24 protein-coding genes are annotated in these 24273 nt (G+C 39.4%); 22 read left to right on the top strand and 2 right to left on the bottom strand.

The window, feature by feature from the left end:
- The 19 genes from M1K58_RS12130 to M1K58_RS12040 all read left to right on the top strand — a co-directional run bounded on the left by M1K58_RS12130 (nt 1) and on the right by M1K58_RS12040 (nt 14442).
- Nucleotides 1-231: a hypothetical protein gene (locus tag M1K58_RS12130; RefSeq protein ID WP_256759125.1), complete on the top strand. Its 231-nt coding sequence runs from the start codon at nt 1-3 to the stop codon at nt 229-231.
- Nucleotides 232-272: 41 nt separating this feature from the next.
- Nucleotides 273-698 (top strand): ComF family protein, encoded by a 426-nt coding sequence (locus M1K58_RS12125; RefSeq protein WP_256759124.1) that lies wholly within the window; start codon nt 273-275, stop codon nt 696-698.
- A gap of 171 nt (nt 699-869) precedes the next feature.
- Nucleotides 870-2060: an acyltransferase gene (locus tag M1K58_RS12120; protein WP_256759123.1), complete on the top strand. Its 1191-nt coding sequence runs from the start codon at nt 870-872 to the stop codon at nt 2058-2060.
- Nucleotides 2061-2146: 86 nt separating this feature from the next.
- The gene (locus M1K58_RS12115; protein WP_256759122.1) at nt 2147-2563 is read left to right on the top strand and encodes a flagellar protein; all 417 of its coding nucleotides are present in this window, start codon (nt 2147-2149) and stop codon (nt 2561-2563) included.
- A gap of 85 nt (nt 2564-2648) precedes the next feature.
- Complete coding sequence (gene flgM / locus M1K58_RS29675; protein WP_256759121.1) at nt 2649-2930, top strand: flagellar biosynthesis anti-sigma factor FlgM; 282 nt, start codon at nt 2649-2651, stop codon at nt 2928-2930.
- A gap of 11 nt (nt 2931-2941) precedes the next feature.
- Nucleotides 2942-3439: a flagellar protein FlgN gene (locus M1K58_RS12105; protein WP_256759120.1), complete on the top strand. Its 498-nt coding sequence runs from the start codon at nt 2942-2944 to the stop codon at nt 3437-3439.
- 28 nt (nt 3440-3467) lie between these two features.
- Complete coding sequence (gene flgK / locus M1K58_RS12100) at nt 3468-5024, top strand: flagellar hook-associated protein FlgK (RefSeq protein ID WP_256759119.1); 1557 nt, start codon at nt 3468-3470, stop codon at nt 5022-5024.
- A 26-nt stretch (nt 5025-5050) separates the two neighbouring features.
- Nucleotides 5051-5947, top strand: a complete 897-nt coding sequence (gene flgL, locus M1K58_RS12095) for a flagellar hook-associated protein FlgL (RefSeq protein WP_256759118.1) — start codon at nt 5051-5053, stop codon at nt 5945-5947.
- A gap of 29 nt (nt 5948-5976) precedes the next feature.
- Nucleotides 5977-6546 carry a DUF6470 family protein gene (locus M1K58_RS12090; RefSeq protein WP_256759117.1) on the top strand — a complete coding sequence of 190 codons (570 nt, stop codon included), beginning with the start codon at nt 5977-5979 and terminating at the stop codon, nt 6544-6546.
- Nucleotides 6547-6608: 62 nt separating this feature from the next.
- Nucleotides 6609-7049 carry a flagellar assembly protein FliW gene (gene fliW, locus M1K58_RS12085; protein ID WP_256759116.1) on the top strand — a complete coding sequence of 147 codons (441 nt, stop codon included), beginning with the start codon at nt 6609-6611 and terminating at the stop codon, nt 7047-7049.
- Nucleotides 7043-7294: a carbon storage regulator CsrA gene (gene csrA, locus M1K58_RS12080; protein ID WP_256759115.1), complete on the top strand. Its 252-nt coding sequence runs from the start codon at nt 7043-7045 to the stop codon at nt 7292-7294. Before fliW ends, csrA begins: the two co-directional genes overlap by 7 nt.
- A gap of 193 nt (nt 7295-7487) precedes the next feature.
- Entirely contained in the window at nt 7488-8303 is an 816-nt protein-coding gene (locus M1K58_RS12075) for a flagellin N-terminal helical domain-containing protein (protein WP_256759114.1), read from the top strand.
- 182 nt (nt 8304-8485) lie between these two features.
- Entirely contained in the window at nt 8486-9301 is an 816-nt protein-coding gene (locus M1K58_RS12070) for a flagellin N-terminal helical domain-containing protein (protein WP_256759113.1), read from the top strand.
- Between the two features lie 181 nt (nt 9302-9482).
- Complete coding sequence (locus tag M1K58_RS12065; RefSeq protein ID WP_256759112.1) at nt 9483-10298, top strand: flagellin N-terminal helical domain-containing protein; 816 nt, start codon at nt 9483-9485, stop codon at nt 10296-10298.
- Nucleotides 10299-10364: 66 nt separating this feature from the next.
- Nucleotides 10365-11411: a glycosyltransferase gene (locus tag M1K58_RS12060; protein WP_256759111.1), complete on the top strand. Its 1047-nt coding sequence runs from the start codon at nt 10365-10367 to the stop codon at nt 11409-11411.
- A 74-nt stretch (nt 11412-11485) separates the two neighbouring features.
- A complete protein-coding gene (fliD, locus tag M1K58_RS12055; protein ID WP_256759110.1) occupies nt 11486-13270 on the top strand; it encodes a flagellar filament capping protein FliD in 1785 nt (594 codons plus the stop codon).
- A gap of 28 nt (nt 13271-13298) precedes the next feature.
- Nucleotides 13299-13679: a flagellar protein FlaG gene (locus tag M1K58_RS12050; protein WP_256759109.1), complete on the top strand. Its 381-nt coding sequence runs from the start codon at nt 13299-13301 to the stop codon at nt 13677-13679.
- 8 nt (nt 13680-13687) lie between these two features.
- Complete coding sequence (gene fliS, locus M1K58_RS12045) at nt 13688-14077, top strand: flagellar export chaperone FliS (protein WP_256759108.1); 390 nt, start codon at nt 13688-13690, stop codon at nt 14075-14077.
- Complete coding sequence (locus tag M1K58_RS12040) at nt 14074-14442, top strand: hypothetical protein (RefSeq protein ID WP_256759107.1); 369 nt, start codon at nt 14074-14076, stop codon at nt 14440-14442. Before fliS ends, M1K58_RS12040 begins: the two co-directional genes overlap by 4 nt.
- A gap of 17 nt (nt 14443-14459) precedes the next feature.
- Here M1K58_RS12040 and M1K58_RS12035 read toward each other — a convergent pair whose 3' ends face one another.
- Both M1K58_RS12035 and M1K58_RS12030 read right to left on the bottom strand, forming a co-directional pair.
- Nucleotides 14460-16421, bottom strand: coding sequence for a glycosyltransferase (locus M1K58_RS12035; RefSeq protein WP_256759106.1), 1962 nt, complete (start codon nt 16419-16421; stop codon nt 14460-14462).
- Between the two features lie 60 nt (nt 16422-16481).
- Nucleotides 16482-18353 (bottom strand): tetratricopeptide repeat-containing glycosyltransferase family 2 protein, encoded by a 1872-nt coding sequence (locus M1K58_RS12030; RefSeq protein WP_256759105.1) that lies wholly within the window; start codon nt 18351-18353, stop codon nt 16482-16484.
- Between the two features lie 106 nt (nt 18354-18459).
- Between M1K58_RS12030 and fliB the strand changes: the two genes are divergently transcribed.
- From fliB to M1K58_RS12015, 3 genes are all read left to right on the top strand, one after another.
- Nucleotides 18460-19683 (top strand): flagellin lysine-N-methylase, encoded by a 1224-nt coding sequence (fliB, locus tag M1K58_RS12025; RefSeq protein WP_256759104.1) that lies wholly within the window; start codon nt 18460-18462, stop codon nt 19681-19683.
- A 104-nt stretch (nt 19684-19787) separates the two neighbouring features.
- Nucleotides 19788-21500 carry a glycosyltransferase gene (locus M1K58_RS12020; RefSeq protein WP_256759103.1) on the top strand — a complete coding sequence of 571 codons (1713 nt, stop codon included), beginning with the start codon at nt 19788-19790 and terminating at the stop codon, nt 21498-21500.
- Between the two features lie 31 nt (nt 21501-21531).
- Nucleotides 21532-24246 carry a methyltransferase domain-containing protein gene (locus tag M1K58_RS12015; protein ID WP_256759102.1) on the top strand — a complete coding sequence of 905 codons (2715 nt, stop codon included), beginning with the start codon at nt 21532-21534 and terminating at the stop codon, nt 24244-24246.
- Nucleotides 24247-24273: the final 27 nt, after the last annotated feature.

Raw genomic sequence — 24273 nt, 5'->3', positions numbered from 1 at the left:
GTGGACGGGGCTCGTCGCAAGGTTCGCAAAGTATCCCTATTCCGATTAAGCACCCGGCTCCACGGCAAGTTATGGCTACACTATGCGGCTCATGTAGACAGGCCATTCCTTGGATTGCTTATCCGACATGCAGAATATGTGGTCGAGCGGAAAGGTGCGAGGACTGTATACGTAGGCAAGTACGGCATTTTTCCATTAGCCGCTGCGCTGTCGGATACGATAAACCTATGAAGGACTGGCTGGCCCTCTATAAATATAGGGGGAACGAGCAGTTGGAATTAGTGCTGGCAGCAATGCTTGCATTTGCTTATGAACGACTTTGTGAGGCTATACAGCCTGATTTCCATGCGATCACTTCAGTCCCGTTAGCCCCAGAGAGGCTGCTGGATAGAGGCTTTAACCAAGCGGAACGATTAGCTATAAGGTTAGCCAATTGGTATGGACTGAGCTACAGTCCGATGCTCGAACGTCTGCGTCACACCGAGAAACAAAGTCTCAAAACTCGTCGCAGTCGCGTGGTCGATATGAGAGGCAATTTTGCGGCTGTATCTACAGCTCTATTTTCTCCGACAATTATTTTAGTAGATGATATATATACAACAGGTAGTACATTGGATGAGTGTGCACGAGTATTACAGCAAGCGAACCAGATAGAAGCTAAGACGACTGTTTATGGATTATTATGGGCGCGTTCATAGCGGAATTTGGAAGGTGACTACCTTGATCTGGTTAAATCTCCATAGCAAATTCAGTCATAGGTGACAAAGAAATATCCTTTTCGACCTATTTACTCCTGTGCTATGATAGGTAGACTTATGTTTATAGTAGAAAAATAATAAAATGGTGCAGTCTTGCCAGAAGGAGGCATCATGGAACGTCGAGCCAAATTAAACGAAATCGATATTGTGCGCGGATTAGCTATCCTTGGTGTATTGATGGTGCATTCCACCTCATTTGCAACACTGGATATGAAAGGCGCGAGCTTATATGGCGTATATAACTTTCTAAATATTTTCTTCAAAATAGGGACAACATCCTTCATCCTGCTTAGCAGCTTCGTGTTGTTCTATAACTATTACCCTCAACCACTGACGGTACAACGGTTTAAGAAGTTTTACCGCAATCGCCTGACGTATATCGTGATTCCTTATATCCTGTTCTCCGCCTTGTATTTTGTCATACGTTGGTATCAGAATGGGTTCGCATGGGATATTTCCCAGATGTGGCCGAGCTTCTGGAGCAAGCTAATGAAGGGTCAGGCCTACACTCATTTATATTTTGTGTTCATTAGCATACAGCTATACCTACTGTTTCCGATTTTGTTGTACTTGATGAAAAGGTTCAAGTGGCTGGCGGCATCTGCTGTAATAGTCGGAGTCGCGCTGCAATGGGCATTCTTCCTCTATAATAGGGAATATTGGCAAGTGCAGAATCGGGGGAGCTGGTCTCCTTCCTACTTCGGACAATATTTTCTCGGAGCGTGGCTGGGGATTTACTTCGATCGGATTAAGTCATGGCTTATTATTGCTAAAGAAAATGTAACGAAAAGTAAGGTTGCCGTATGGATTTGCTTGTGGGCAGCGTGGCTCGCAGCAGGGATTTCATATGTGACCATCTACTACAATGTTCGCGTCTACAAGACGGTATATTCCAATGCGCTGTATGATGGGTTATGGGATATCTATACGATGCTGACACCTTTGGTGCTCTTGCAAATTGCATTCTTAATCGGTGGACGGATGAATAGCTCGTTCTGGGTTGGTAAGCTTCGTCACTTAGGTATCGTATCTTTTGGTGTGTATTTATTCCATCCTCTTGTTCTATTGGTATATCGTAAGTTTCCATTAGATGGCGGAGGCACACTGATTCATCATGCCTGGTATGCGGGTGGATATGTAAGTGCTTTGGTTATTTCTTGGATTGTCGTAACGGTCATTTGTAAAATGACGAGTTGGTCTTGGTTGCTGTTCGGTAGCGTACCTGCCCAATTGAAGTCTGCCTATGGAACGCCAAAGAGTAACGTGGAGGCTCCTTCTAACAAGCCATCCGCCTCCGCATAAACAAAAAAAATAGCACGAATTAGAAATATTTAGTACACTAAAGTCAGATGTGGTCGATTAATGTCGGAAATCGGGAGATGATTGTAGTGGATTTATCCTACTGTCCTAAGTGCGGCAAGTTATTCTCTAGAAATTTTCGCGATGTCTGCAATAATTGCCATCAGGAGCTAGAGAAAGAATACGAGAAATGCGTTGAGCATTTGCGTAAGAACAAAGGGCTGGATATCCAACAGCTCTCTGAGGAAATGGAAGTTAGTATAAAACAAATTACACGTTGGATACGCGAAGGGCGAATTTCTTTGCTTAACGCTCCGAATATGTCCTATCCGTGCGAGTCATGCGGAATACTCATTCGCGAGAATCACTTGTGCGAGTCCTGTAAGAAACGTCTTCAGAAGGATGTGAAGAACGCAACTTCGCGTGGTATGCTTCAACAAAATCCCGAAGATAAGGGCAGATCGGGTACGTATCGGATCGGTGATAATATTCATGATCGGAGTTAATAAATGTAACTCTAAACATTTTATAAATCGTAACCGATAATAGGGATATACTATTATCGGTTTTTTAAATATTGGGGTGATTAACGTGAAGATTAATGATACTCAGCGTATTGGTGCCTATCGTACTTATCAACAGCAATCGGATACTCGTACGAGCCAGACTACTGGTAATCGCCGCAAGGACGAGGTGCAGTTTTCCGCTGAGGCTATGGAGCTATTAGGTGCACAGCGCTCTGAGGATCCGAATCGTGCGGAACGAATTGAGACGTTGAAGAATGAATTATCATCAGGAACTTATAAAGTTGATTCTGGTGAACTAGTTGAGAAACTTCTGCCCTTTTTCCGTCCTGTCGCAAGTAAAGAATGAGGTGATCCTCCTTGAGTATTGAGAATGTAATAAACACATTGAGCAACCTATCAGATATACATGAGGAATTGCTTCTATTGGCTCGAGAGAAGCAGAGATCAGTCATCGACAATCGCGTTGACCAGCTAATGACTTTTACAGCGAAGGAATCAAAGGCGATATCGTCTATGGAGCAACTGAACAGAGATATCACCCAATACTCGATACAATGCTGGAAAGATCTAGGACTTAATGCGAAACCTGCATCGACTTTAGCGGATTTAATTCAAGCATTCCCACGAGCTGATCAGAAATCTGCTTTAATGTTGGCAGGCGATCGATTAAAGGAACAGGTTCGGCTTCTCAAAGAGCAGAACGATCGCAATCAGCAACTAGTTCGACAATCCTTAGAATTTATTGATTTTCAAATTGATTTATTGTCGGCTCCTTACGACGAAGACATGACTTATTCTCCAAAACGTCCCGTGAACGCAGGTACACCTAGAAGGACTTTCGATACGAGAGCTTGACCAACTTGAAACAAGGAGATGTGAATCCTTGAGATCTACATTCCATTCATTAGAAACCTCCAAACGCGCACTATTCACCCAACAGGCAGCGTTACAGACGACAGGTCATAACATCGCCAATGCCAGTACGGCTGGTTATTCCCGCCAGAGAGTTAATATGCAAGCTACTCGTCCTATTGAAGCTATCGGTATGTCACACTCCACGATTCCTGGTCAACTCGGTACGGGGGTTGAATTTTCATCGATAACCAGGATAAGAGAATCCTTTTTAGATAGCCAGTATCGTAATAACAGCCAAGACCAAGGCAAATGGTCGATACAAACGGATACGTTGAATAAGCTTGAGGAGATATTTAACGAGCCAAGCGAAACGGGTATTCGAACGCTTGTTAATAATTATTGGAAATCTTGGTCTGATTTGGCTCAAGATCCTGAGAATATTACTGGTCGAAAGATTCTTCGTGAGAATACTTTAGCTCTTGTGGATGCGATTAATCTATCGAACAAACAGCTAGGAGATCTGGAGCGGGACTTGACGGACAATATTGGGGTTAAGGCAAATCAAATTAATACCATTCTCGATAATGTATCTAAGCTTAATCTTGAGATAACCCGCATCTCCGCATATGGTGATAACCCAAATGACTTACAAGATCAACGCGATCTGCTAGTCGACCAATTATCTAAAATTGTTAACATTACGGTGACGGATACACCAGAAGGTTATGATATTAGTATGGGTGGCAATGCACTTGTGACAGGCCAGACGTTTATTCCTGTTGATGCAGCGGGTTTACAAGGAGCATACGGTACTGCCTTAACAAGCGGTGAAGTATACGGAATGATTACTTCTCGGGATAGTTATGTGAGAGATTACCAAAGTCAACTAAATACGTTTGCAAACAGTATGGCAAATGGTCAGTTCACAATTACCATTCCTGCCGGTAGCGTGCTTCCGGATGGGGTAACACTTAATGGTGTGACTTATAGTGGCGCATCGAGAACGTTGGCAACTGCTCTTACAGTTCCTGTTAATGGAATTAATCAATTGCATACGTTAGGTTACACTTTAGAACAACCACCAACACCAGGAGTACCCTTTTTCACATCCAGTGATGGGGGACCTATTACTGCGGCGACAATTAGATTAAACCCTGTTATTGAAAAGTCACCAGATGCGATCGCGACTTCCATGCGTACTGCCGGGACTCCAGAGCAGGTCGTTCCAGGGAACAACACATTGGCATTACTGATGGCTAACATAAAGGATACCAAAATGAATTTCGTAAGTCCGGATGGATTAGCACCCGTTATTGGTAATGGAACTTTAGATGATTATTATCGTTCGGTTATTGGGCAATTGGGTGTTCAATCGCAGGATGCGAAACGTCAGGCAACGAATCAGGATGCAATTGTTGCTCAAGTCGATAGTCGTCGACAATCCGTTAGCGGAGTTTCATTGGATGAGGAAATGTCAGATCTGATAAAATTCCAGCATGCATACAATGCGTCAGCCAGAGTAATGACCTCAGTCGATGAATTACTTGATAAGGTCATTAATGGCATGGGTGTAGTTGGAAGGTAATTCATAAAGATGATGAGGTGATTTATTTGACTTCTCGAGTAACATCAGGCATGATACACAGTCAATTAATCCGTAACTTAAATAATAACTACAATCGGATGAGTGCCACTCAAGAGCAGATCGAGACTGGGAGAAAGATAAATCGTGCATCCGATGATCCTGTAGGCATTACCTATGCATTGCGTTATCGCAGTGAGTTATCCATGAATGATCAATACATGCGCAACATTACAACGGCCTCTGGAAATGTTGAACACGTGGATACGGTACTAAACCAAATTAATGAACTGATGCAACGAGCTAAAGAATTAGCAGTACGCGGTATTAGTGATTCTAGTTCTAAGGAAGCTAGAGAGGCGATTGGCAAGGAAATGGATGGGATTTTTAAGCAAGCGGTAACGTTGGGTAATGATCAATTGAACGGGAAGTATACTTTTAATGGTCAAATGACGACAACCCAACCTTACGATATCGCTACAGCAGGTACAACAAATACGGATGATGCCATGATTTTATTACCATTGGCTCCTGGGATTGAATTAGAGACTAACATTTCAGGTAACGCTGTATTTGGTAATTCGACAGACCCAGATAATATGTTTACTATATTTAAGGAATTACGAGATTCCATGAATGCGAATGATAGCGTTGCTGCGCGTACAGCTATGGAAAAAATAGATACTAGATTCAATACTTTTCTAGGTATTCGTTCTGAGGTAGGTGCGCGAGCTAATAGGATCACAATGCTGAGTAATAGAAATGAAGATCTTAATCAATCGCTAAACGGTTTAAGTGCAAAGACGGAAGATGCCGACATTGCACAATCGATTATGAATCTCCAACGAGACGAGAATGTTTACCAGGCCACTCTTTCCGTTGGATCTAAGATTATTCAACCAAGCCTTGTGGATTACTTGAGATAAGGAACTTACAAGGAAAGCTGGGTGTAACCATGGAATTGCTCAGGTTGTCTATTCGATCAACACAAGGCCAGATAGGAATAGAAAGCCCGAGGGGGAAGCACAATATAACGTCCCCTCCGGGCCAATTGGATATTGTTTCTCCCAGAGCAGACCTGCAGATCAGGCAACCGCAAGGAGAACTATCAATTGATTCTTCAGCAGCTTGGTTTGCGTTGGCGAAGGGTGGTACGCTTGAGACGTCAAGGATGTTGACTGCTCAATATGAACAACGAATAATGCAGACAATTGGAAAGCTTGCTCAAGAAGGTAACAGAATGAAACAAATATCTAATTCTTCTAATGCCATTGCGGACCTCGCTGCTCAAGCTATGACGAATAAACAAGATTACCTTCGAGTGTCAGGTCGTGCATCGAATATGAACGTAAAAATACAGTACACTCCACGTCCAGTAGAGATTGAAACGACACCGCGACATCCAGAAATTAATTATCATGTATCAAAACCGGAAATCAACTATATTCCGCAAAGAGCAAAAATATATATGGAACAAATGAATTCCATCAAAATGTGGGTCAGTAGTTATGATCTTTATGCATAGAGCTATGAGCGCTTTCGGCGCTAGTAGCTCGTTTTCATTTTATATTGGCGAGGAGACTATTTATGTTTAATGATCTATATGGCAAGACGATTTTAATGGAAGGTAGTATATTGGGATTTCAGAATTTGAACTCCTTTGTACTTATTCCCGTTGACGAAACGAACACCCAATCTCCGTTTGCATATTTGCAAAGTACTGAAGAAGAAAGCTTAGGTTTTCTAGTAACCAATCCATTCACATTTATTCCGAGTTATGAGGTGCAAGTCCAAGAGGATGAAAAAGCTGCATTAGAAACTTCGGACCCTAATGACGTAATTGTTTTATGTATCGTTACATTAGCTGAACCATTTGACAATTCCACGTTAAATCTTCTCGCACCATTACTAATTAGTATACGGAGTATGACAGGAAGGCAGTTCGTAATGTCTAATGATTCACGCTTTTCAACTAAAGTGCCATTATTTAGTTCTTCTTCAGAACAGGAAGCTGGTGAAGGATGCTGATCTTATCGCGTAAGAAAGGGCAGTCCATTATCATAGATGATCATATAGAAGTATTTGTTATGGGTACTGAAGGTGACCAGATTAGGATCGGAATTAACGCTCCGTCACAAGTGAAGATTTATCGTAAAGAAGTTATGGATGCGATACGAGAAAATAATCAACAAGCGATCGCTACACCACTCCAAATGCAGAATATTAAAGATCTTGCAGCTCATGCAGCGAAAAAGTTGAAAACGATGGAATAAAATTCATAAAAATAATAATATAACAAACAATGCAAAAAGATGAGTTTAAAATATATGATCAGACTGTATTATTAATAAATTATTTTGAAAACGACTAACTTTGCTCTATATTTTTAAACATTTCAGTCGATATATATAGGGAGAGTTCACAAGGAAGTGGGCTCATACACAATCCAAGGAGGCATAATACATCATGATTATCAACCACAATCTTAATGCAATGAATGCACACCGTAACTTGTTGACGAACAACATCGCTCAAGGTAAATCGTCTGAGAAACTATCTTCAGGTTTCAAAGTGAACCGTGCTTCTGACGATGCAGCAGGTCTCTCGATTTCCGAGAAAATGCGCGCGCAAATCCGTTCATTGAACCAAGCTCAAGCAAATACACAAGACGGTATCTCACTTGTGCAAACGGCAGAGGGTGCGATGAATGAAGTATCCGACATGCTCGGACGTATGAAAGAATTGGCAGTTAAAGCAATGAACGGAACGTACAATACTTCTGACTTAGAAGCAATTGACATGGAGTTCAAAGCGCTTAGTACTGCAATCGATAACGTTGCAAAAGGTACAACTTTTAACGGTATTACTGTACTGAATGGTAATGCTAATATCAGTATCCAAATCGGTGATTCCACAGCTGCGCAGAACACGGTAACGATCTCATTACAAGATATCCAACTGACGCAATTGAAAATTACTGGTCAATCACTTGGTACTGCAGCTGGAGCTTCCGCTGCGCTTGGTAAAATCGATCAAGATATCGGAACAATCAACAAATTGCGTTCTGCATTTGGTGCTACGCAAAACCAATTGGAGCACACATTCAATAACTTAGGTGCAACAACAGAGAACCTGCAAGCTGCTGAATCCCGTATCCGCGACACAGATATGGCCAAAGAAATGATGACATACTCGAAATTGAACATCTTGCAATCCGCAGCTACGTCAATGTTGGCACAAGCCAACCAAGCGCCGCAAAGCGTACTGCAACTGCTTCGTTAATTTCGCTATTGAGCAGATATGGAAGAACCCATTACTTAGTAATGGGTTCTTTTTTATAGCCATGCTGTAAAAAAATATAATAAAATTTTAAATACCTCTAAAGTCATAGGAAATTTTGCCGATATATGTAAAGAGAGCTCACAAGGAAGTGGGCCGTTACACATCCAAGGAGGAATTTAGAAATGATTATCAACCACAATCTTAACGCAATGAATGCACACCGCAACTTGTTGACGAACAACATCGCTCAAGGCAAATCATCTGAGAAATTGTCTTCCGGGTTCAAAGTAAACCGTGCTTCTGACGATGCAGCGGGTCTCTCGATTTCCGAGAAAATGCGCGCACAAATCCGTTCATTAAATCAAGCTCAAGCAAATACACAAGATGGGATCTCCCTTGTGCAAACGGCTGAGGGTGCAATGAATGAAGTATCAGACATGCTCGGACGTATGAAGGAATTGGCTGTAAAAGCAATGAACGGAACGTACAATGCTTCTGACTTAGAAGCAATTGACATGGAGTTCAAAGCACTTAGCACTGCAATCGATAACGTTGCAAAAGGTACGACTTTTAACGGTATTACTGTACTGAATGGTAGTGCTAAAATTAGTATCCAAATCGGTGATTCCACAGCTGCGCAGAACACGGTAACGATCTCATTACAAGATATCCAACTGACGCAATTGAAAATTACTGGTCAATCACTTGGTACTGCAGCTGCAGCTTCCGCTGCGCTTGGTAAAATCGATCAAGATATCGGAACGATCAACAAATTGCGTTCTGCATTTGGTGCTACGCAAAACCAATTGGAGCACACATTCAATAACTTAGGTGCAACAACAGAGAACCTGCAAGCTGCTGAATCCCGTATCCGCGACACAGATATGGCCAAAGAAATGATGACTTACTCGAAATTGAACATATTGCAATCCGCAGCTACGTCAATGTTGGCACAAGCCAACCAAGCGCCGCAAAGCGTACTGCAACTGCTTCGTTAATTTCGCTATTGAGTAGATATGAATGGGCCCATTACTTAGTAATGGGTTCTTTTTTATAGCCAAGATGCAAAAAAAAGAATAAAATTTTAAATACCTCTAAAGTCACAGGAAATTTTGCCGATATATGTATAGAGAGCTCACAAGGAAGTGGGCCGTTACACATCCAAGGAGGAATTTAGAAATGATTATCAACCACAATCTTAACGCAATGAATGCACACCGCAACTTGTTGACGAACAACATAGCTCAAGGCAAATCATCTGAGAAATTGTCTTCAGGTTTCAAAGTGAACCGTGCTTCTGACGATGCAGCGGGTCTCTCGATTTCCGAGAAAATGCGCGCACAAATCCGTTCATTAAATCAAGCTCAAGCAAATACACAAGATGGGATTTCCCTTGTGCAAACAGCTGAGGGTGCAATGAATGAAGTATCCGACATGCTCGGACGTATGAAGGAATTGGCTGTAAAAGCGTTAAACGGAACATATAATGCTTCTGATTTGGAAGCGATTGATATGGAGTTCAAAGCACTTAGTACTGCAATCGATAACGTTGCAAAAGGTACGACTTTTAACGGTATTACTGTACTGAATGGTAGCGCTAAAATCAGTATCCAAATTGGTGATTCCACAGCTGCGCAGAACACGGTAACGATCTCGTTACAAGATATCGCACTGGCTAAGCTGCAAATTAACACTCAAACACTTGGAACAGCAGCAGGTGCTTCCATTGCCCTTGGTAAAATCGATCAAGATATCGGAACGATCAATAAATTGCGTTCTGCATTTGGTGCTACGCAAAACCAATTGGAGCACACATTCAATAACTTAGGTGCAACAACAGAGAACCTGCAAGCTGCTGAATCCCGTATCCGCGACACAGATATGGCCAAAGAAATGATGACTTACTCGAAATTGAACATATTGCAATCCGCAGCTACGTCAATGTTGGCACAAGCCAACCAAGCGCCGCAAAGCGTACTGCAACTGCTTCGTTAATTTCGCAGAACAAATTAGGAAGGGCCCATTACGCAGTAATGGGTTCTTTCTTATTACCGAGGTGTTATGGTATTGATAAGCGTGTGTCTAATTGTAAAAAATGAAGCTGACTGTTTACATAGAGCATTGCAGAGTGTGCCGCAGAACTATGAAATCATTGTGGTAGATACAGGGTCGGATGATCTTACAGTTGAAATTGCCGAACAATGTGGTGCTAAGACTTATCATTATGTATGGGATAATGATTTCGCAGCAGCAAGGAACTTTTGTACTTCAAAGGCTAACGGTCATTATATTCTAGTTATGGACGCTGACGAAGTACTTCCGATAGATACCGATGAACAGATCCAGAGCTTCGTGTCGTGTCATCCTCGAGCTGCTGGGTGTGTCATTATTAATAATGTAATGAGCGGAGAAATAAAGAAACATAAGATGGTTAGGTTTTATCCTAATGTTCCGGCGTATTATTTTAAGGGCAGAGTACATGAACAAATATATGAATCAGGTGAACCAGCGGTTTTTGAAATGTTACCATTAGAAGTTCTGCACTATGGCTATGAGCCAGGGGAATATGTGACCAAGAATAAAGCAGAGCGTTACCAAACCATGTATGAAGCACATTTGGCAGAGCATCCAGACGACGGGTATATGCTGTACCAAATGGGTAAGTTATACTTTTCATTGAACGAATGGGAAGAAGCAGAACAATATCTGTGGAGAAGTTATAATCAGATGCAGCGTAATCGCTTGTATTTTCCAGTTATGCTAGTTATGCTGGGATATGTTTTAAAGGAGCAGAATTATACACAAGAAGCGTTAACACTGTTGAAATCCTTTGAATCCGTTTACACAGATTTCCCGGATTTATACTTTCTACTAGGTCTTCTTGCGATGGATTCCGGAGATATGCAAGAGGTAGAACAAAACTTCTCTCAAGCTCTTGCCATTGGAGATACAGTGAAGTATACATCTGTTTATGGTGTGGGTACATTTAAAGCAGCTTATAATCTAGGGTTATACTATGAATTTACGGGTAATGTGAATTTATCACAACAATGTTATCAGTTTGCTGCTGAATATGCATATGAACCTGCTTTGCAGCGATTAAAATAAAGTGAAGATTGCTCTTTAAAAACAATTGAAAATATACGATAAATAGGATAAGGAATAAATTCGGGGGTGCAACAATGGTAACTAGAATCGCGGGGCTCAATTCAGGTGTCGATATCGAAAGCATGGTTAGTAAATTAATGGCAGCTGAACGGATGCCGTTAGATAAGATAAAGCAGAAGAAAATGACTTTGTCCTGGCAAACAGATTTATATCGTGAAGTGAACACGAAGTTGGCTAGTTTCAAAACTACTCTCGACAACATGCGACTATCGGGTGATTGGAAACTGAGCTCGGGTAAATCATCTAATGAAAATGCTGTAACTGTAAGTGCTGATGGAACTGCTAATAACGCAAACCATTCGATTTTAATAACCAGCTTGGCAACAGGAGCTACTACCAATAGTTCAGGAGCCGTTTCTAAAAACTCTGTGTTGGCGGGCGCTGCGCCAGCTACCACCATAACTGCTGGAGTTAACGATCAATTTAATGTTACTTTAGGTGGGGTGACGCGGAAGATTACCCTAGCTGCCGGTGGTCCCTTAGATGCGACTTCGTTGGCTGCGGCAATTCAAACTCAAGTAAACAACGCGTTTGGCACAAACAAATTGGCGGTTTCTTCGAACGCAGGAAACCTAGAATTTAAGTCGATTGACGATGCTTCGATTGCAGGTACATATGAACCAACCGTTGTCTTGGGGGCCGTAGTGGGTAATACGGGATTAGCTGATCTTGGGTTTACAGATAAGCAGTCCAATCGGATTAACTTAGACGCAACACTGGGGTCTATTTCCTCCCAGTTCAATACAGAATTAAATTTTGGGGATTTTATGATCAATGGCAAGACGTTTACTTATTCTGCTACGGATACCCTCAGGTCCATAATGAACAATGTGAATAATTCAGATGTTGGAGTTACTATGAATTTCGACAGTGTTTCTGATAAATTTACGTTTAGCACTAAGGATACGGGAAGCACTGCGGTAATAAATTTGCAAGCTGGTAGTGGCAACTTCCTTGCAGCAGCGAACTTATCTGCTGCTTCTGTAGCTGGAACGGATGCCAATGTTACGATTGATGGTGTACAATCGTATCGAAATAGCAATACATTCATTTCTAATGGTGTAACGTATAACCTCAAACAAACGACAGCTATAGCAGTTTCCGTTTCGGTATCTAAAGATATAGAGAGTACTGTTAATAAAGTTAAAGATTTTGTAACGAAATATAACGAGATGCTCGACATATTAAATCAACGAGTGAAAGAGGCGAAGTTCAGAAGTTATACACCATTAACGGATGCTCAGAAAAAAGATATGGAAGAATCGGAAATTAAAATATGGGAGGAAAAAGCAAAGAGTGGGCTCCTGCGCAATGACGACATTCTAAAATCAGGAATAAGTGAATTCAGAAATATTGTAATATCATCAGTAGGTTCGGCTTCTTCCGACTACAACGCCCTATTTAAAGTAGGCATTTCTACCAAGCCATACGATAGTAAGAACCCTCAAGATGCGGGAAAGCTAGTTATAGATGAAACTGAACTTCGTAAAGCATTGACTGAAGATCCTGCTAATGTTGCTGCGGTGTTCTCAAACCAACCGGATGGCATTGCCCAGAAAATGTATGAACAAGCGAACAAGACTATGGACGCACTAGTCAAGAAGGCAGGAGGAGCAGGCGTACCTGTAGAAAGTGCCTCGACCGACATAGGTCTCTTAATCGGTAAATTGAACCAAAGAATTGCGGATTTTGATGTTAAGCTTTCAAAAAAAGAAACTAATTATTACAAAATGTTTTCCACAATGGATACGGCTATAGGGAAGAGTAATTCTGTACTGGCTTGGCTTAACCAGCAATAATAATAGGCGAAGAGGGGAATCAGAAACTATGGATGTTAGAGCGATATCATCAAGCTTAAAATCTCCTGAGTTTAGTAACATTTCGCAGCTAAGTGAAGTCAGCACAGTAGCAGTATCAACACCTAGAAATTCTAACCAGTCAGCATCCGAATTACTTAAAAAGGATAAGTTTGAGTTGAGTGTGTCAGATCAGGCCGTCCTTAATGCTCTTGAGAAAGCTAATAGAGCTTTATCGGGTATGGAACGTCGGTGTGAGTATAGTGTTCATTCGAAGACAGGTGAACTTATGATCAAAGTAATTGATCAAACTAGCAACGAGATAGTCCGTGAAATTCCGAATGAAAAATTTCTGGATTTAATGGCAAAGCTTCAAGAGCTTATCGGATTGAATATTGATGAAAAGAGGTAAATCTTGATATGAATCAACAAGCCCAAGACACATATCTCCGAATGCAAGTTAATACTGCATCATCATGGGAATTGACTACGTTACTATTCAATGGCTGTATCAAATTTATGAAGCAAGCATTGAATGCTATACAAAATGATAACTTTGAAGCGAAAAATTATAATATCAAAAGAGCAACGGATATTATTAATGAGCTTTCATTTACTTTGGATAAACAATATGAAATTTCTCTTGGATTAAATTCACTGTACGAATATATGAACAATAAATTGTTTGTGGCAAATATGAAGTTGGATACGGACAGCTTAACGGAGTGTATCGAGCTTATGACGGATTTAAGAGATACTTGGGTTCAATCTATGAAACAATATCACGCGGCAACTAAGGCACAGATATGAGCCAGGTTGATATAGATCTCGAAGTATCCCTGCAGCACTTTGTTGCCATCTCAGAACAAATCATTACTTTGGATTTAGAAATGGAAAATGATATTACAATGCTAGAGCAGCTTCAACTTGCTCAAGAGGAATTAAAACACCGAATAGAAGAACTAATGTCTTTAACGGATAAAAAGAATGTGAATAATCAGAGATTGATACGTATGGCCTATGATACTGAAATGCAGGTCAATATGAAATTAAGAGCTTTTAAAGACTTTATCACTTCTCAAATGAATAAAGTGCAAGAGGGTAACCGAATGAAGACTGCTTATCATCAAGCGTATTCACAAGCTGAAGGATACTTTGTAGACAACAGAAAATAAAGAGCTAAGGCTTAGCCTTAGCTCTTTATTTTCTGTTGAATAACTTCGATTTGACAATATTGGTGAAATTCATTTCGGTATTTTTGCAATATTGTATCTCTATGAGCGGATGAAGGACTGTAATTCGCATAGAGTATATACCATGTTGCTTGCTCAGGGCAGCGTTCGATCGCTGTTTGCAAATACGATAACCCTTCAGTAGTTTCTCCTTGATTCAAATAAATTAAAGATAGATGATAATAACCAGGGCCGCTTAATTGGTTATTCTTTAGAAGTAGAGAGTAATAGTCCACCGCTAACTGAATCTGATTATGATTGTAGAAGTAGTCTCCCAGCAAATTAGCAAGAATATTAAAGTATAGAGGGTATTGTTGAATGAGCCAGTCATAGGAATCGTAATAACCCATTTTAAATAGATCGATAAGCAAAGTGACGATAAAGTTGATATCAAATATAATTTCTTCATCCGATTCGTGTGAATCGAATAGAGTATTAAATATATTCTGGAGTAATAGCAGAGATAGATCATCTTCATTGGAGGATTCCGACAAGTAATGACCATACGTATTGTCTTGCCACAGAATGGCTGCGTAAAAGAGCAGTTTATTTACTTGACCCGAGTTCGTAAGTTCCTTGTTATCGGTTAGAATCTTATTGAATCTTTCCTGATCATTGAAAATAACTGCATAATATAAAACCTGATAAGGTTGTAACGCTATATTATGTTTAGCACATTCCTGATAGAAGAATTGACAAAGTTCCTTATGACCAAGAAGGAGACTGACATGAAGAAGTTTGTTCAAATGCTGTGGAAGTTCGAAATTAAATATTTTTCCTAAGAAAGTTAGAATAGATGGAGTAGATTCATTTTGTATTAACAAATTTAATAGTCGGAACAATGATAAGTGATCATTATCATTCAGATTAACAAGTTTAGTTAAATAATATACCGCTTGCGGGATGTTCTGTGCCCTTTGATATAATCTAACGAGACTGCTTAAGGGCGTGTGTGTCCCCAAGGTAGGAGTAATGAGCCAAAATCGATCATCCTTACCTTTATAATCTTCGGCTTTCTGAATGGCTGTGAGATAGTAATCGATAGATTCTTCGTAAAGTCCCAAATTTTCATATACGGAAGCTTTTATACTGTAGTAGTCGGGGTGCTGTGGCCATCTTTTTATATTATCTTCAATGTAGGTTAGAGCGTCTTTATAGCGTCGTAAATCAATAAGTGTAAGCACAATTTGGTATCGACAGAAGGGAAAGATCGTTAGCGTTTCTGCATTTTTGGTTAATGCTCGCTCATAGTAATATAGAGCTTTCTTGTAATCTTTTATGCCTAAGTACTCATTGCCTAATGTGAAATAATCGTATTCGGTAAAATTTTTGGAAGATTTCAAATCCTTAAAAATATTGAGATTCCGAGAAGACTTTTCTTTTTCCAGTTGTGTTTCTGCTAAATATCCGGTGTGAAATAAGGTTAGAGGATAATTCTTGTTTATAATCTCGCCATTTCGATAAACGAGTTGTTCATGAATGGGTCGTTCAAAATAGAGATTAGGGCTATTAGGAAATAAACGTACGGCCGTTGACTCAAGAAACTTGCCTGATTGAATAGTTTCTATAAAGTTATAAATAGGTAATACATACCCGATGGGTAGATCGGAGTCGGTTTTGGACAAAAAGGTTCTAAGTTCATCTTTCTGATCTGTATCCAAATATTCATCAGCATCAAGGACCAAAATCCACTGTGAAGTAGCTCTACGAATAGCTTCATTTTTGGCAGCGGAGAAATCGTTAATCCATTCGAAATCGTAAATATGATCGGTATATTGCAAAGCAATAGCTTTGGTCTGATCTGTCGATCCAGTATCAACAACAATGATTTCATCGACAAAGCCTTGTACGCTCTCCAGACAGCGGGCAAGTACTTTTTCTTCATTCTTAACAATCATACAAAGGGATAACAGCTTGTCCATAATTCCTCCTGCAAATAAGTATGTTCTTCTAAGTAATATCGGCATCTAACTTGGCATCATTTACAGTGGAGAAACAGGAAAATGTTGAAGACCAGGAAAACGTAACAGTAAATTAGATTTAATGTCTAGTTTACGCGAAGACTCACTCATATTCAGCAGCAACAGCATCGATAGATCGATTCGTTCTGGGGATAGTTCTAGTGCCTCTTCAGCAAATGCTATGCCCTCAGCCATCTCATCTTGCATTATGTAAAGACGAGCTAGATTCTCATAACCTTGACAAGTTAGCGCTCCGCGTTTAAGCATAAGTGAGTAGTAATCTAGTGCCAGTTCATACTGGCGATCTGCAAAGAAGATATTCGCTAATTCATTCGCAACTTCTTCGAAATGTTCTTCATGTCTCCCAATGAATGTATCATATTGATCGTAGTTTCCGGTGCGGAATAGCTCTAAACAAATGGAGACAATGTTAGCTGAGTCAATATTAAATTCTGGTGATAGATGTGCTAATAGTTGGGATTCGTATTGAGGATATACCAAGGCGGCATGATATATCGGGATATCCCATATTGCGTTATGTTTATCAGGTAACCCAGCAATTGTTTGTTGAAGAAGCGCTCCGTCCTTTTGTAGTATGGAATATTTCAATATGATCTCATGTGATAGCTCGATGTTTATATTGTTGCAGCGTTCCCAGTAAAGTTTAGAGGCAGTTTTATTACCTAATTGAATATAAGTATCTAGAATCATCGTTAATTGACTGGGTGTTGGATTGGGATACATAGAATGTATGAATGTCTCTAATTGATCGCTTTGCTCAGTTGTTGTCGCAATAAGTTTGATAAGCCGAAGGAATGCGGTTTGATTATTTGGACTTGCGTAGCATAGCTTGGTTAGATAGAAAACCGCTTTCTGCGAATCGAAAAGTCTCGAGTAAATAATATACAGTTGTTGCAGAGGTAACGTGCTACCATAGTTCGGACTTATTAGATAAGTAGGCTGAGCTGACTTCTTCTCAGCGATCTGGATACAATGGTGTAAAGACTTAATAGCTTCGTTATCCATACCTAACTGAGCAAACAAATATCCTTCTAACCAATAGAAGTCGCATACATCAGACCACCTATATTTCGCGAGTTTGATCTGTTCAAATGCTTCAGTATATTTATGAAGGTTCATTAAACAGTTGATTCGGTTGCCTATGCTGAGAGGGAACCATGATTTGTTATACTCTGTGAACTGCTCCGCTTCAATATAACAGGAAAGTGCTTCTTGATATCGATCTTGGGCTAAGTATTCGTTACCGAGTGTAAAAGAATCGTAAGGAGTAAACTGGCCGTGTTTACGTATTTGTTCGTATATCGCTTCATTCCGTTTTATTTTTTGTTTATACTCGATAGTTTCCGCGGTGTATCCTGTGTGGTAGATTGGCATCTCTAATTCTAATTCAATTAATGAGCCTGTGCTGGATTGTAGTTGTTCGTGGATCGGGCGGATAAATGACAGATCAGGATGCCTAGTGAATAAGCGCATTGCTTTGGATTGGGATACTTTACCTGAACTAAGGTTTCCGACAAAATTATAGATAGGTAGAATGACCCCGGTTGGTTCTTTACTTTTATGATTATGTAGGAAGTATTTAAGAAGTGGTAATTTCCCAGAATCTAGATACTCATCGGCATCAAGAATAAGAATCCATTCACTTGTAGCTTTTGCTATGGATGCATTACGTGCTGCTGCAAAATCCTGCGTCCACTCCAGATTATAAATTTGAGACGTGAAATGGGATGCAATTAGTTTGGTATCATCGGTGGAGCCGGTATCTATTATGATGATTTCATTAACAATAGAAGTGACACTTTGTAAACATTTTTCTAGACTTTTAGCTTCATTTTTGACGATCATGCACAAGCTTATAGAAGGTGTCATCATAGTTAACCCCTTGAGAAATAGTGTCTACAATTACTTCAATTAAGCATACAATTTGTCGATGTATGTTATATGGATTATATCAGAGATTATAAGGGTGGGATACAGTATGGAGAATAAAGCAATCGTCCCTTCTTACATGGAAAAATTCACTTGTATAGGATCGAAATGCGAGGATACTTGTTGTGGTAAATGGAAAATATTCGTGGAAAAGGATATCTATGAACAGTTCAGTCAACTGTCTGATGAACCTGTTGCGAATAAATTTATTAATAGCATTAATCCATTGAATATTGATATTCAGAGTTATTGGTATGGCACTATTCGAATGTTAGATGATGGCCTTTGTCCTATGTTAACTGAAACTAAGCTTTGTTCGATTCAAGCGGAGCTGGGCGAGGATTATTTACCGACTATCTGCACGACTTTTCCAAGGACTCTTAATGAAGTCAATGGTAAGCACGAATTGTCTTTTGATTTGGGCTGTCCTGAAGCTGCACGTATAGCGCTACTGAACGAAAATGGGATACAGTTTGTTGAAGCCGAAGTGGATACGAAACTTTTTTTGGGAGGTAAGATTGATAATATAACTAACGAAACAGAGACACTCTCTACCTATTTCTGGCCTATTCGGGTATTTACCATTCAAACCCTTCAGAATAGGGACTATTCTTTTGAGGACCGGCTAATATTGCTAGGGCTGTTTTCTTATGAGTTAAATAGTATAGTCAATCAGGGTAAATTGAATCGGATCCCAAAGTTAATAGAAGATATTACACATTCGATTGTCAATGGAGAATTTAAGGAATATTTGACGGTTATTCCAATTCAATGGACTTCCAAGTTAGTTCTGTTTAATGAGTTTGTAAAAGATAAGATTGAGTACGGGATTGGGAATCAGAACTATCACGAGTGTTTTATTAATAGTTTAGAGGGTTTAAATTATACGAATAATGCGGACCCCGAAAATGTTATTAAAATGATGAGAGAAGCAAATGATCAATACTTAGGTGCATACTTGGATGAGCATGAGTATATTATGGAAAACTATGCGGTGAGTTACGTGTTTAATAAATTGTTCCCATTGACACGCTGTGTGAGTGTGGCAGAAGAGTATCAAGTTTTATTGTTACATTGCTTTTTCATTCAGACACATTTATCCGGACTTGGCTCATTTACTGGAGGATTGACGAATGAAATTGCAATAAGGCTTATTTATAGTTATACGAAGAACAATGAAAGAGACGAGCCATTCACAACTAGAATACTGAGTAAGTTAAAAGAAAGTGGCTTAGATCAGATGGAGCAGCTAGCTACAATAATCAAAAGATAACGGTTTTATTTTCCTGCTGTATAAGTTAATAAACTGTGCGGCAAATGTCGATAAATATTACATTGAAAGTATTAAATTGTGTTTCAGTATTGGAGGAAGATTTGGTGATAACCAGTATCGTTATTGCAACATTTAATAAACTGGAGTATACCCAGCAGTGTATAGAAAGTATCAGAAAATACACGGAGTCGGGAAGTTATGAGCTCATTGTTGTGGACAATCATTCAACAGATGGTACAGTAGATTGGTTGCGTCTCCAAGAGGACATTAAGACTATATTTAATGATCAGAATCTGGGCTTCCCTAAGGCGTGTAACCAGGGGATAGAGATTGCAATAGGAGACAATGTTTTATTACTGAATAATGATACTGTAGTAACGGAAAATTGGCTCTCCAATCTGGTCGTTAGTTTACATAGTTCCGCTGAAATTGGAGCTGTCGGTGCTATAACGAATAACTGCTCGAATTTACAAACGATCCCAGTAAGTTATTCAACGATAGAGGAAATGCAAGTTTTTGCCGCGCGGATTAATCAGTCGGTTAGTACAATGTGGGAAGAAAGGTTAAGACTAATCGGTTATTGTATGCTAATTAAGAAATCTATAATAGATCAAATAGGACTGTTAGATGAGAGATTTACACCGGGCAACTACGAAGATGATGACTATTCTATGCGAATTAGACAGGCAGGGTTTAAGTTACTGCTCTGCAAGGATACATTCATCCACCATTATGGCAGTGTTTCATTTAGAGAAGTTTCACATAGCTACAAAGAATTGATGCAAAGAAATAGTAATAAGTATACGGAGAAGTGGGGCTTTCAACCGGATGAGGCCAACCCCATAGATTTAAATTACATAAATGCGATCGACAGGCCGAAAAACTCTTACTTTCGTGTGTTACATATGGGGTGCGGACTCGGCGGGACTCTATTAAAGATTAAGCACACGTATCCTAATGCAGAAGTTTTTGGATATGAGATCAACGAAAGCATTGTTCAAGCCGCGACGAAATCAGTGAAGATATCACTAATGGATATCGAACATATTCAAGATCAGCTTGAGAAAAATTACTTTGACTACATCATTGTTCAGGACCCTCTTGTAAGCAATGTTGTTTCTTTGATGGAGATGCTGAAGGAAGATGGCACATTAATTACGATTTATCCACATCTACTCCATCACAATGTCATAAGGGATATGATTTCAGGTGCAATTAATCGACAACAACTTCAAGCTTTAACAATTGTCGAGGTTGAACAAATTTTTAGGGGAATTTCCTTTGATAATTTCGAAATTACTGGGATAGTAACAGATTATCTATCGAATGCGGATAAACAGTTTCTTAACTCATTAACTGATATCGTGCAAAGGGACAATTCAAAAATAAATGAAGTTATTGGAATGATGGTCAAGGCAAAGCGAATAGACAAAGTTACCGAAATGAAATACATAATCAATCAAGTCGTCTCTCAAGCCGACTTGGTATACTATGTACCAAGACTGGCTGCATGTGATGAACAAAAGATTAGGCAATTAGTTGAAAACTCCGGTGCGGGACAAGTCGTTGAAATGTTTAACTATTTAGCGGTTCAATTACTCGATCAAGAGTATTTGAATCAAGCACTTGCTTATTTGAAAGCTGCTTTTGAGTTAGATCAGGGCAACTCAACTACTGTGTTTAATTTGGGGCTTACGATGTACCGAATGGGCCATTTCGTGTTGGCTTTGGATTGGTTCGAATTGTTACCAGAGAAGAATGAGCAAGTTCTAGGTTGGATGAGTCAAATTCGCCACGAAATTGCTGTTCAAGTCTAGTGGGAAATAAGCTTGTTTGGGGGAAACATACATGGGAACAGATAGTATAGAGTTGAGTTTAAGAGATCTGTTATTAAAAATTGATAATGATGATGACTCGATTAAGAGTTCTCAAGAGATCTTACGAAGATTTAATGATCATGATCAACTTTTAGAAGAGATAATCGGAATTTTAGATGATGAGTCTATCTTAAATAAAAACAAAATTTGCAACACTTTGGCAGTTGTTGGGTTTCAAATTGAAAGTTTTGACATACTCATCCCACTGCTTCAAAAATCACTTGAATATGATGCGCGCCATAAAGACACTTTAATGAATTTAAGCATTATACTCGCTCAATTTGGGGAGACAAATATTGCTATTCAATATGCCAACCAAATAGAAGATAAGAGCGAGGATGTTCGGGATTGGTTGAAAAAACTGGACCCTCAGAATAATAGTGTTGCAGATAATAACATCCTGAATCTCGAACAAAATGATGTTGAATTTACAGGCGAGAGATTAGTTATCAATAAAGAAGTCAAAGAAAATTATAATAATGTGTTGGAAGAACATCTTCACCGTTACGAACTTGCATGTCGCTACGTCCAAGGGAAAGTTGTGCTAGATGCGGCTTGCGGTGCTGGATATGGGTCAAAAATGATTCAACAAGCAGGAGCTAAGTATGTGCTTGGAGTCGACATTTCAGAGGAAAGCTTGCAAAGCGCGAAAAAGACATACGGTTCCGATAATGTCAATTTTGGATACGGTGATGTAAACAATCTTAAACTTGACGATGAGAGCTTCGACGTTGTTGTCTCATTTGAAACGATTGAACATATTAAAAGCGGTGCTAGGTGGATAAAGGAATCAGCCAGAGTATTGAAAGACGATGGGATATTCCTCGTCTCGACTCCTAACCGTTCCGTTACAAACCCAGGTACCTATTTTATAGAGCAGCCACTAAATCCTCACCATTGTTATGAATATACAGTCATCGAATTCGTTGCGGAATTAACTAAAGAGTATGATGTTCTGGAACTCTATGGACAAACGTTCACGAATGATCATGAATCCTATTTTTCTCAAGCGATGAGACAAGCACGGAAAATGGATACACAGTTCATACCTGGTCCAGGTTACAGCTCTAGAGGGCATGAGCTAGTTTCTTTAAGTGAGATAAAGGATGCACAGCCCATGTATGTACTCGCTGTCTGCAGAAAGAAGCGCAAGCAGCAACAAACTCCTGTTTCTCAGTCGAAGGATCGTGTAGAGGAAATCTCATCGAAAAGGGTAATCACTCAATCACAAAAATCTTTGTTCTACCAATTTGGTCAGAATTCTACCATTTGGTCAGATGCTGAAATTGTAGATGCCGAAGCCATTTCAATTGGAGATAACGTCGTAATTAAAAAAGACAGTTGGTTAAATATTGCATTAAACAATTTTGAGGGTAAACCCAGAATCGTTATTAATAACGGATGTCAAATAGGTAAAAACTTTTCGATATCAGTGGCGAACAAAGCAGTTATTGAAAAACATGTCATTATTGGTCCTAATGTATACATAGCAGATTGTGGGCATGTCTATGACAATATTGCTCTACCTATTATGTACCAAGGAGTTACTTCTACGACGAATGAAGTTGTAATTGGTGAAGGTTCTTGGCTAGGCATTAATAGTGTAATTGTTGGAAACGTTCGTATTGGAAAAGGTTGTGTAATAGCCGCTAATACTTTCGTAAACAAAGACGTCCCAGACTTTAGTGTGGCTGCCGGGAATCCTGCTAAAATTATCAAGATGTTTGATCCTGTTACCCTTAACTGGGAGCATGTTCGTAATGAAAAAGAAGTTCAGTTTATTTTGCAAAGACGTATCGATAATCCGTTGATATCCATCTGTATACCAACGTTTAATAGAGCCAAAGACCTAGAAAAATGCTTGGAATCGATATATTCTGAAATCGGTCACCATTCGTTATTTGAGATTTATATCTCAAATAACGATTCTTCCGATCATACAGAGGATATTGTATTGAAGTATCAAGCTATATTCGGAAATATTACGTATAACAAAAACGAAGAAAATATCGGGGCTGACAAGAACATAGCATTAACTATGCAGAAGTCTAAGGGAAGATATATGGTTATGCATGGGGACGATGATTTCTTTAAGCCAGATGTTATAAGAAAAATTGTGCACTCAATAATTTCGTATCGCGAGTGTGGATTATTTTTCTTGAATGTTTTAAACGACAATAACGAAATAAAAGTATTAAAAGGGATGAATAAGTTTCTGGAAGAAACATCTATTAGTTCTGGTTTTATATCATCTATTATTGTGTCGCGAGAAGAATTCGACAAGCTGGAAGATCCCTTTAAATTCATAGATTTGGCATTTAATCAAATTTATTTACAATATTCCATATTGGAGAATAACCCGAATTTTTGCCTTATAAATGATAGTTCGTTCACGTATGCTGGGAATGAGCCACTAGGTTATAATCTTGGTGAAGTGTTTATTAAAAATTATATTACTATCCTAAACTATTTCAAAAACCGTGGATTAGATGTGGGGCTTATCCAAGAGGATAAAAAGCGTATCCTGAGTACAACGATCATTCCTTGGTTTAAGCGAGTTTATGAGTTTAAGCTTGGAACTGATATATCAGATTTTGATAAGTTCTTTGAAGAATATTATCATGAAGAAACGTACTTTGAAGAAGTTAGAACAATGATATTGGCTATTAGAGAGCAGTTTTCCTAACCATGGCCGAAGCCGATTAATAAAAGA

Origin of the sequence: Cohnella sp. WQ 127256 (assembly GCF_024519285.1) — a bacterium.
Classification (GTDB): domain Bacteria; phylum Bacillota; class Bacilli; order Paenibacillales; family Paenibacillaceae; genus Cohnella.
Note: the sequence above shows the minus strand (reverse complement) of the source record. Positions and strands in the feature narration are given on the sequence as shown.

Coding starts and splice junctions, on each gene's coding strand:
- M1K58_RS12120 (WP_256759123.1), top strand. CDS start 870: ATGGAACGTCGAGCCAAATTAAACGAAATCGATATTGTGCGCGGATTA.
- M1K58_RS12090 (WP_256759117.1), top strand. CDS start 5,977: ATGGAATTGCTCAGGTTGTCTATTCGATCAACACAAGGCCAGATAGGA.
- fliW (WP_256759116.1), top strand. CDS start 6,609: ATGTTTAATGATCTATATGGCAAGACGATTTTAATGGAAGGTAGTATA.
- csrA (WP_256759115.1), top strand. CDS start 7,043: ATGCTGATCTTATCGCGTAAGAAAGGGCAGTCCATTATCATAGATGAT.
- M1K58_RS12075 (WP_256759114.1), top strand. CDS start 7,488: ATGATTATCAACCACAATCTTAATGCAATGAATGCACACCGTAACTTG.
- M1K58_RS12070 (WP_256759113.1), top strand. CDS start 8,486: ATGATTATCAACCACAATCTTAACGCAATGAATGCACACCGCAACTTG.
- M1K58_RS12065 (WP_256759112.1), top strand. CDS start 9,483: ATGATTATCAACCACAATCTTAACGCAATGAATGCACACCGCAACTTG.
- M1K58_RS12060 (WP_256759111.1), top strand. CDS start 10,365: ATGGTATTGATAAGCGTGTGTCTAATTGTAAAAAATGAAGCTGACTGT.
- fliD (WP_256759110.1), top strand. CDS start 11,486: ATGGTAACTAGAATCGCGGGGCTCAATTCAGGTGTCGATATCGAAAGC.
- M1K58_RS12050 (WP_256759109.1), top strand. CDS start 13,299: ATGGATGTTAGAGCGATATCATCAAGCTTAAAATCTCCTGAGTTTAGT.
- fliS (WP_256759108.1), top strand. CDS start 13,688: ATGAATCAACAAGCCCAAGACACATATCTCCGAATGCAAGTTAATACT.
- M1K58_RS12040 (WP_256759107.1), top strand. CDS start 14,074: ATGAGCCAGGTTGATATAGATCTCGAAGTATCCCTGCAGCACTTTGTT.
- M1K58_RS12035 (WP_256759106.1), bottom strand. CDS start 16,421: ATGGACAAGCTGTTATCCCTTTGTATGATTGTTAAGAATGAAGAAAAA.
- M1K58_RS12030 (WP_256759105.1), bottom strand. CDS start 18,353: ATGATGACACCTTCTATAAGCTTGTGCATGATCGTCAAAAATGAAGCT.
- fliB (WP_256759104.1), top strand. CDS start 18,460: ATGGAGAATAAAGCAATCGTCCCTTCTTACATGGAAAAATTCACTTGT.
- M1K58_RS12015 (WP_256759102.1), top strand. CDS start 21,532: ATGGGAACAGATAGTATAGAGTTGAGTTTAAGAGATCTGTTATTAAAA.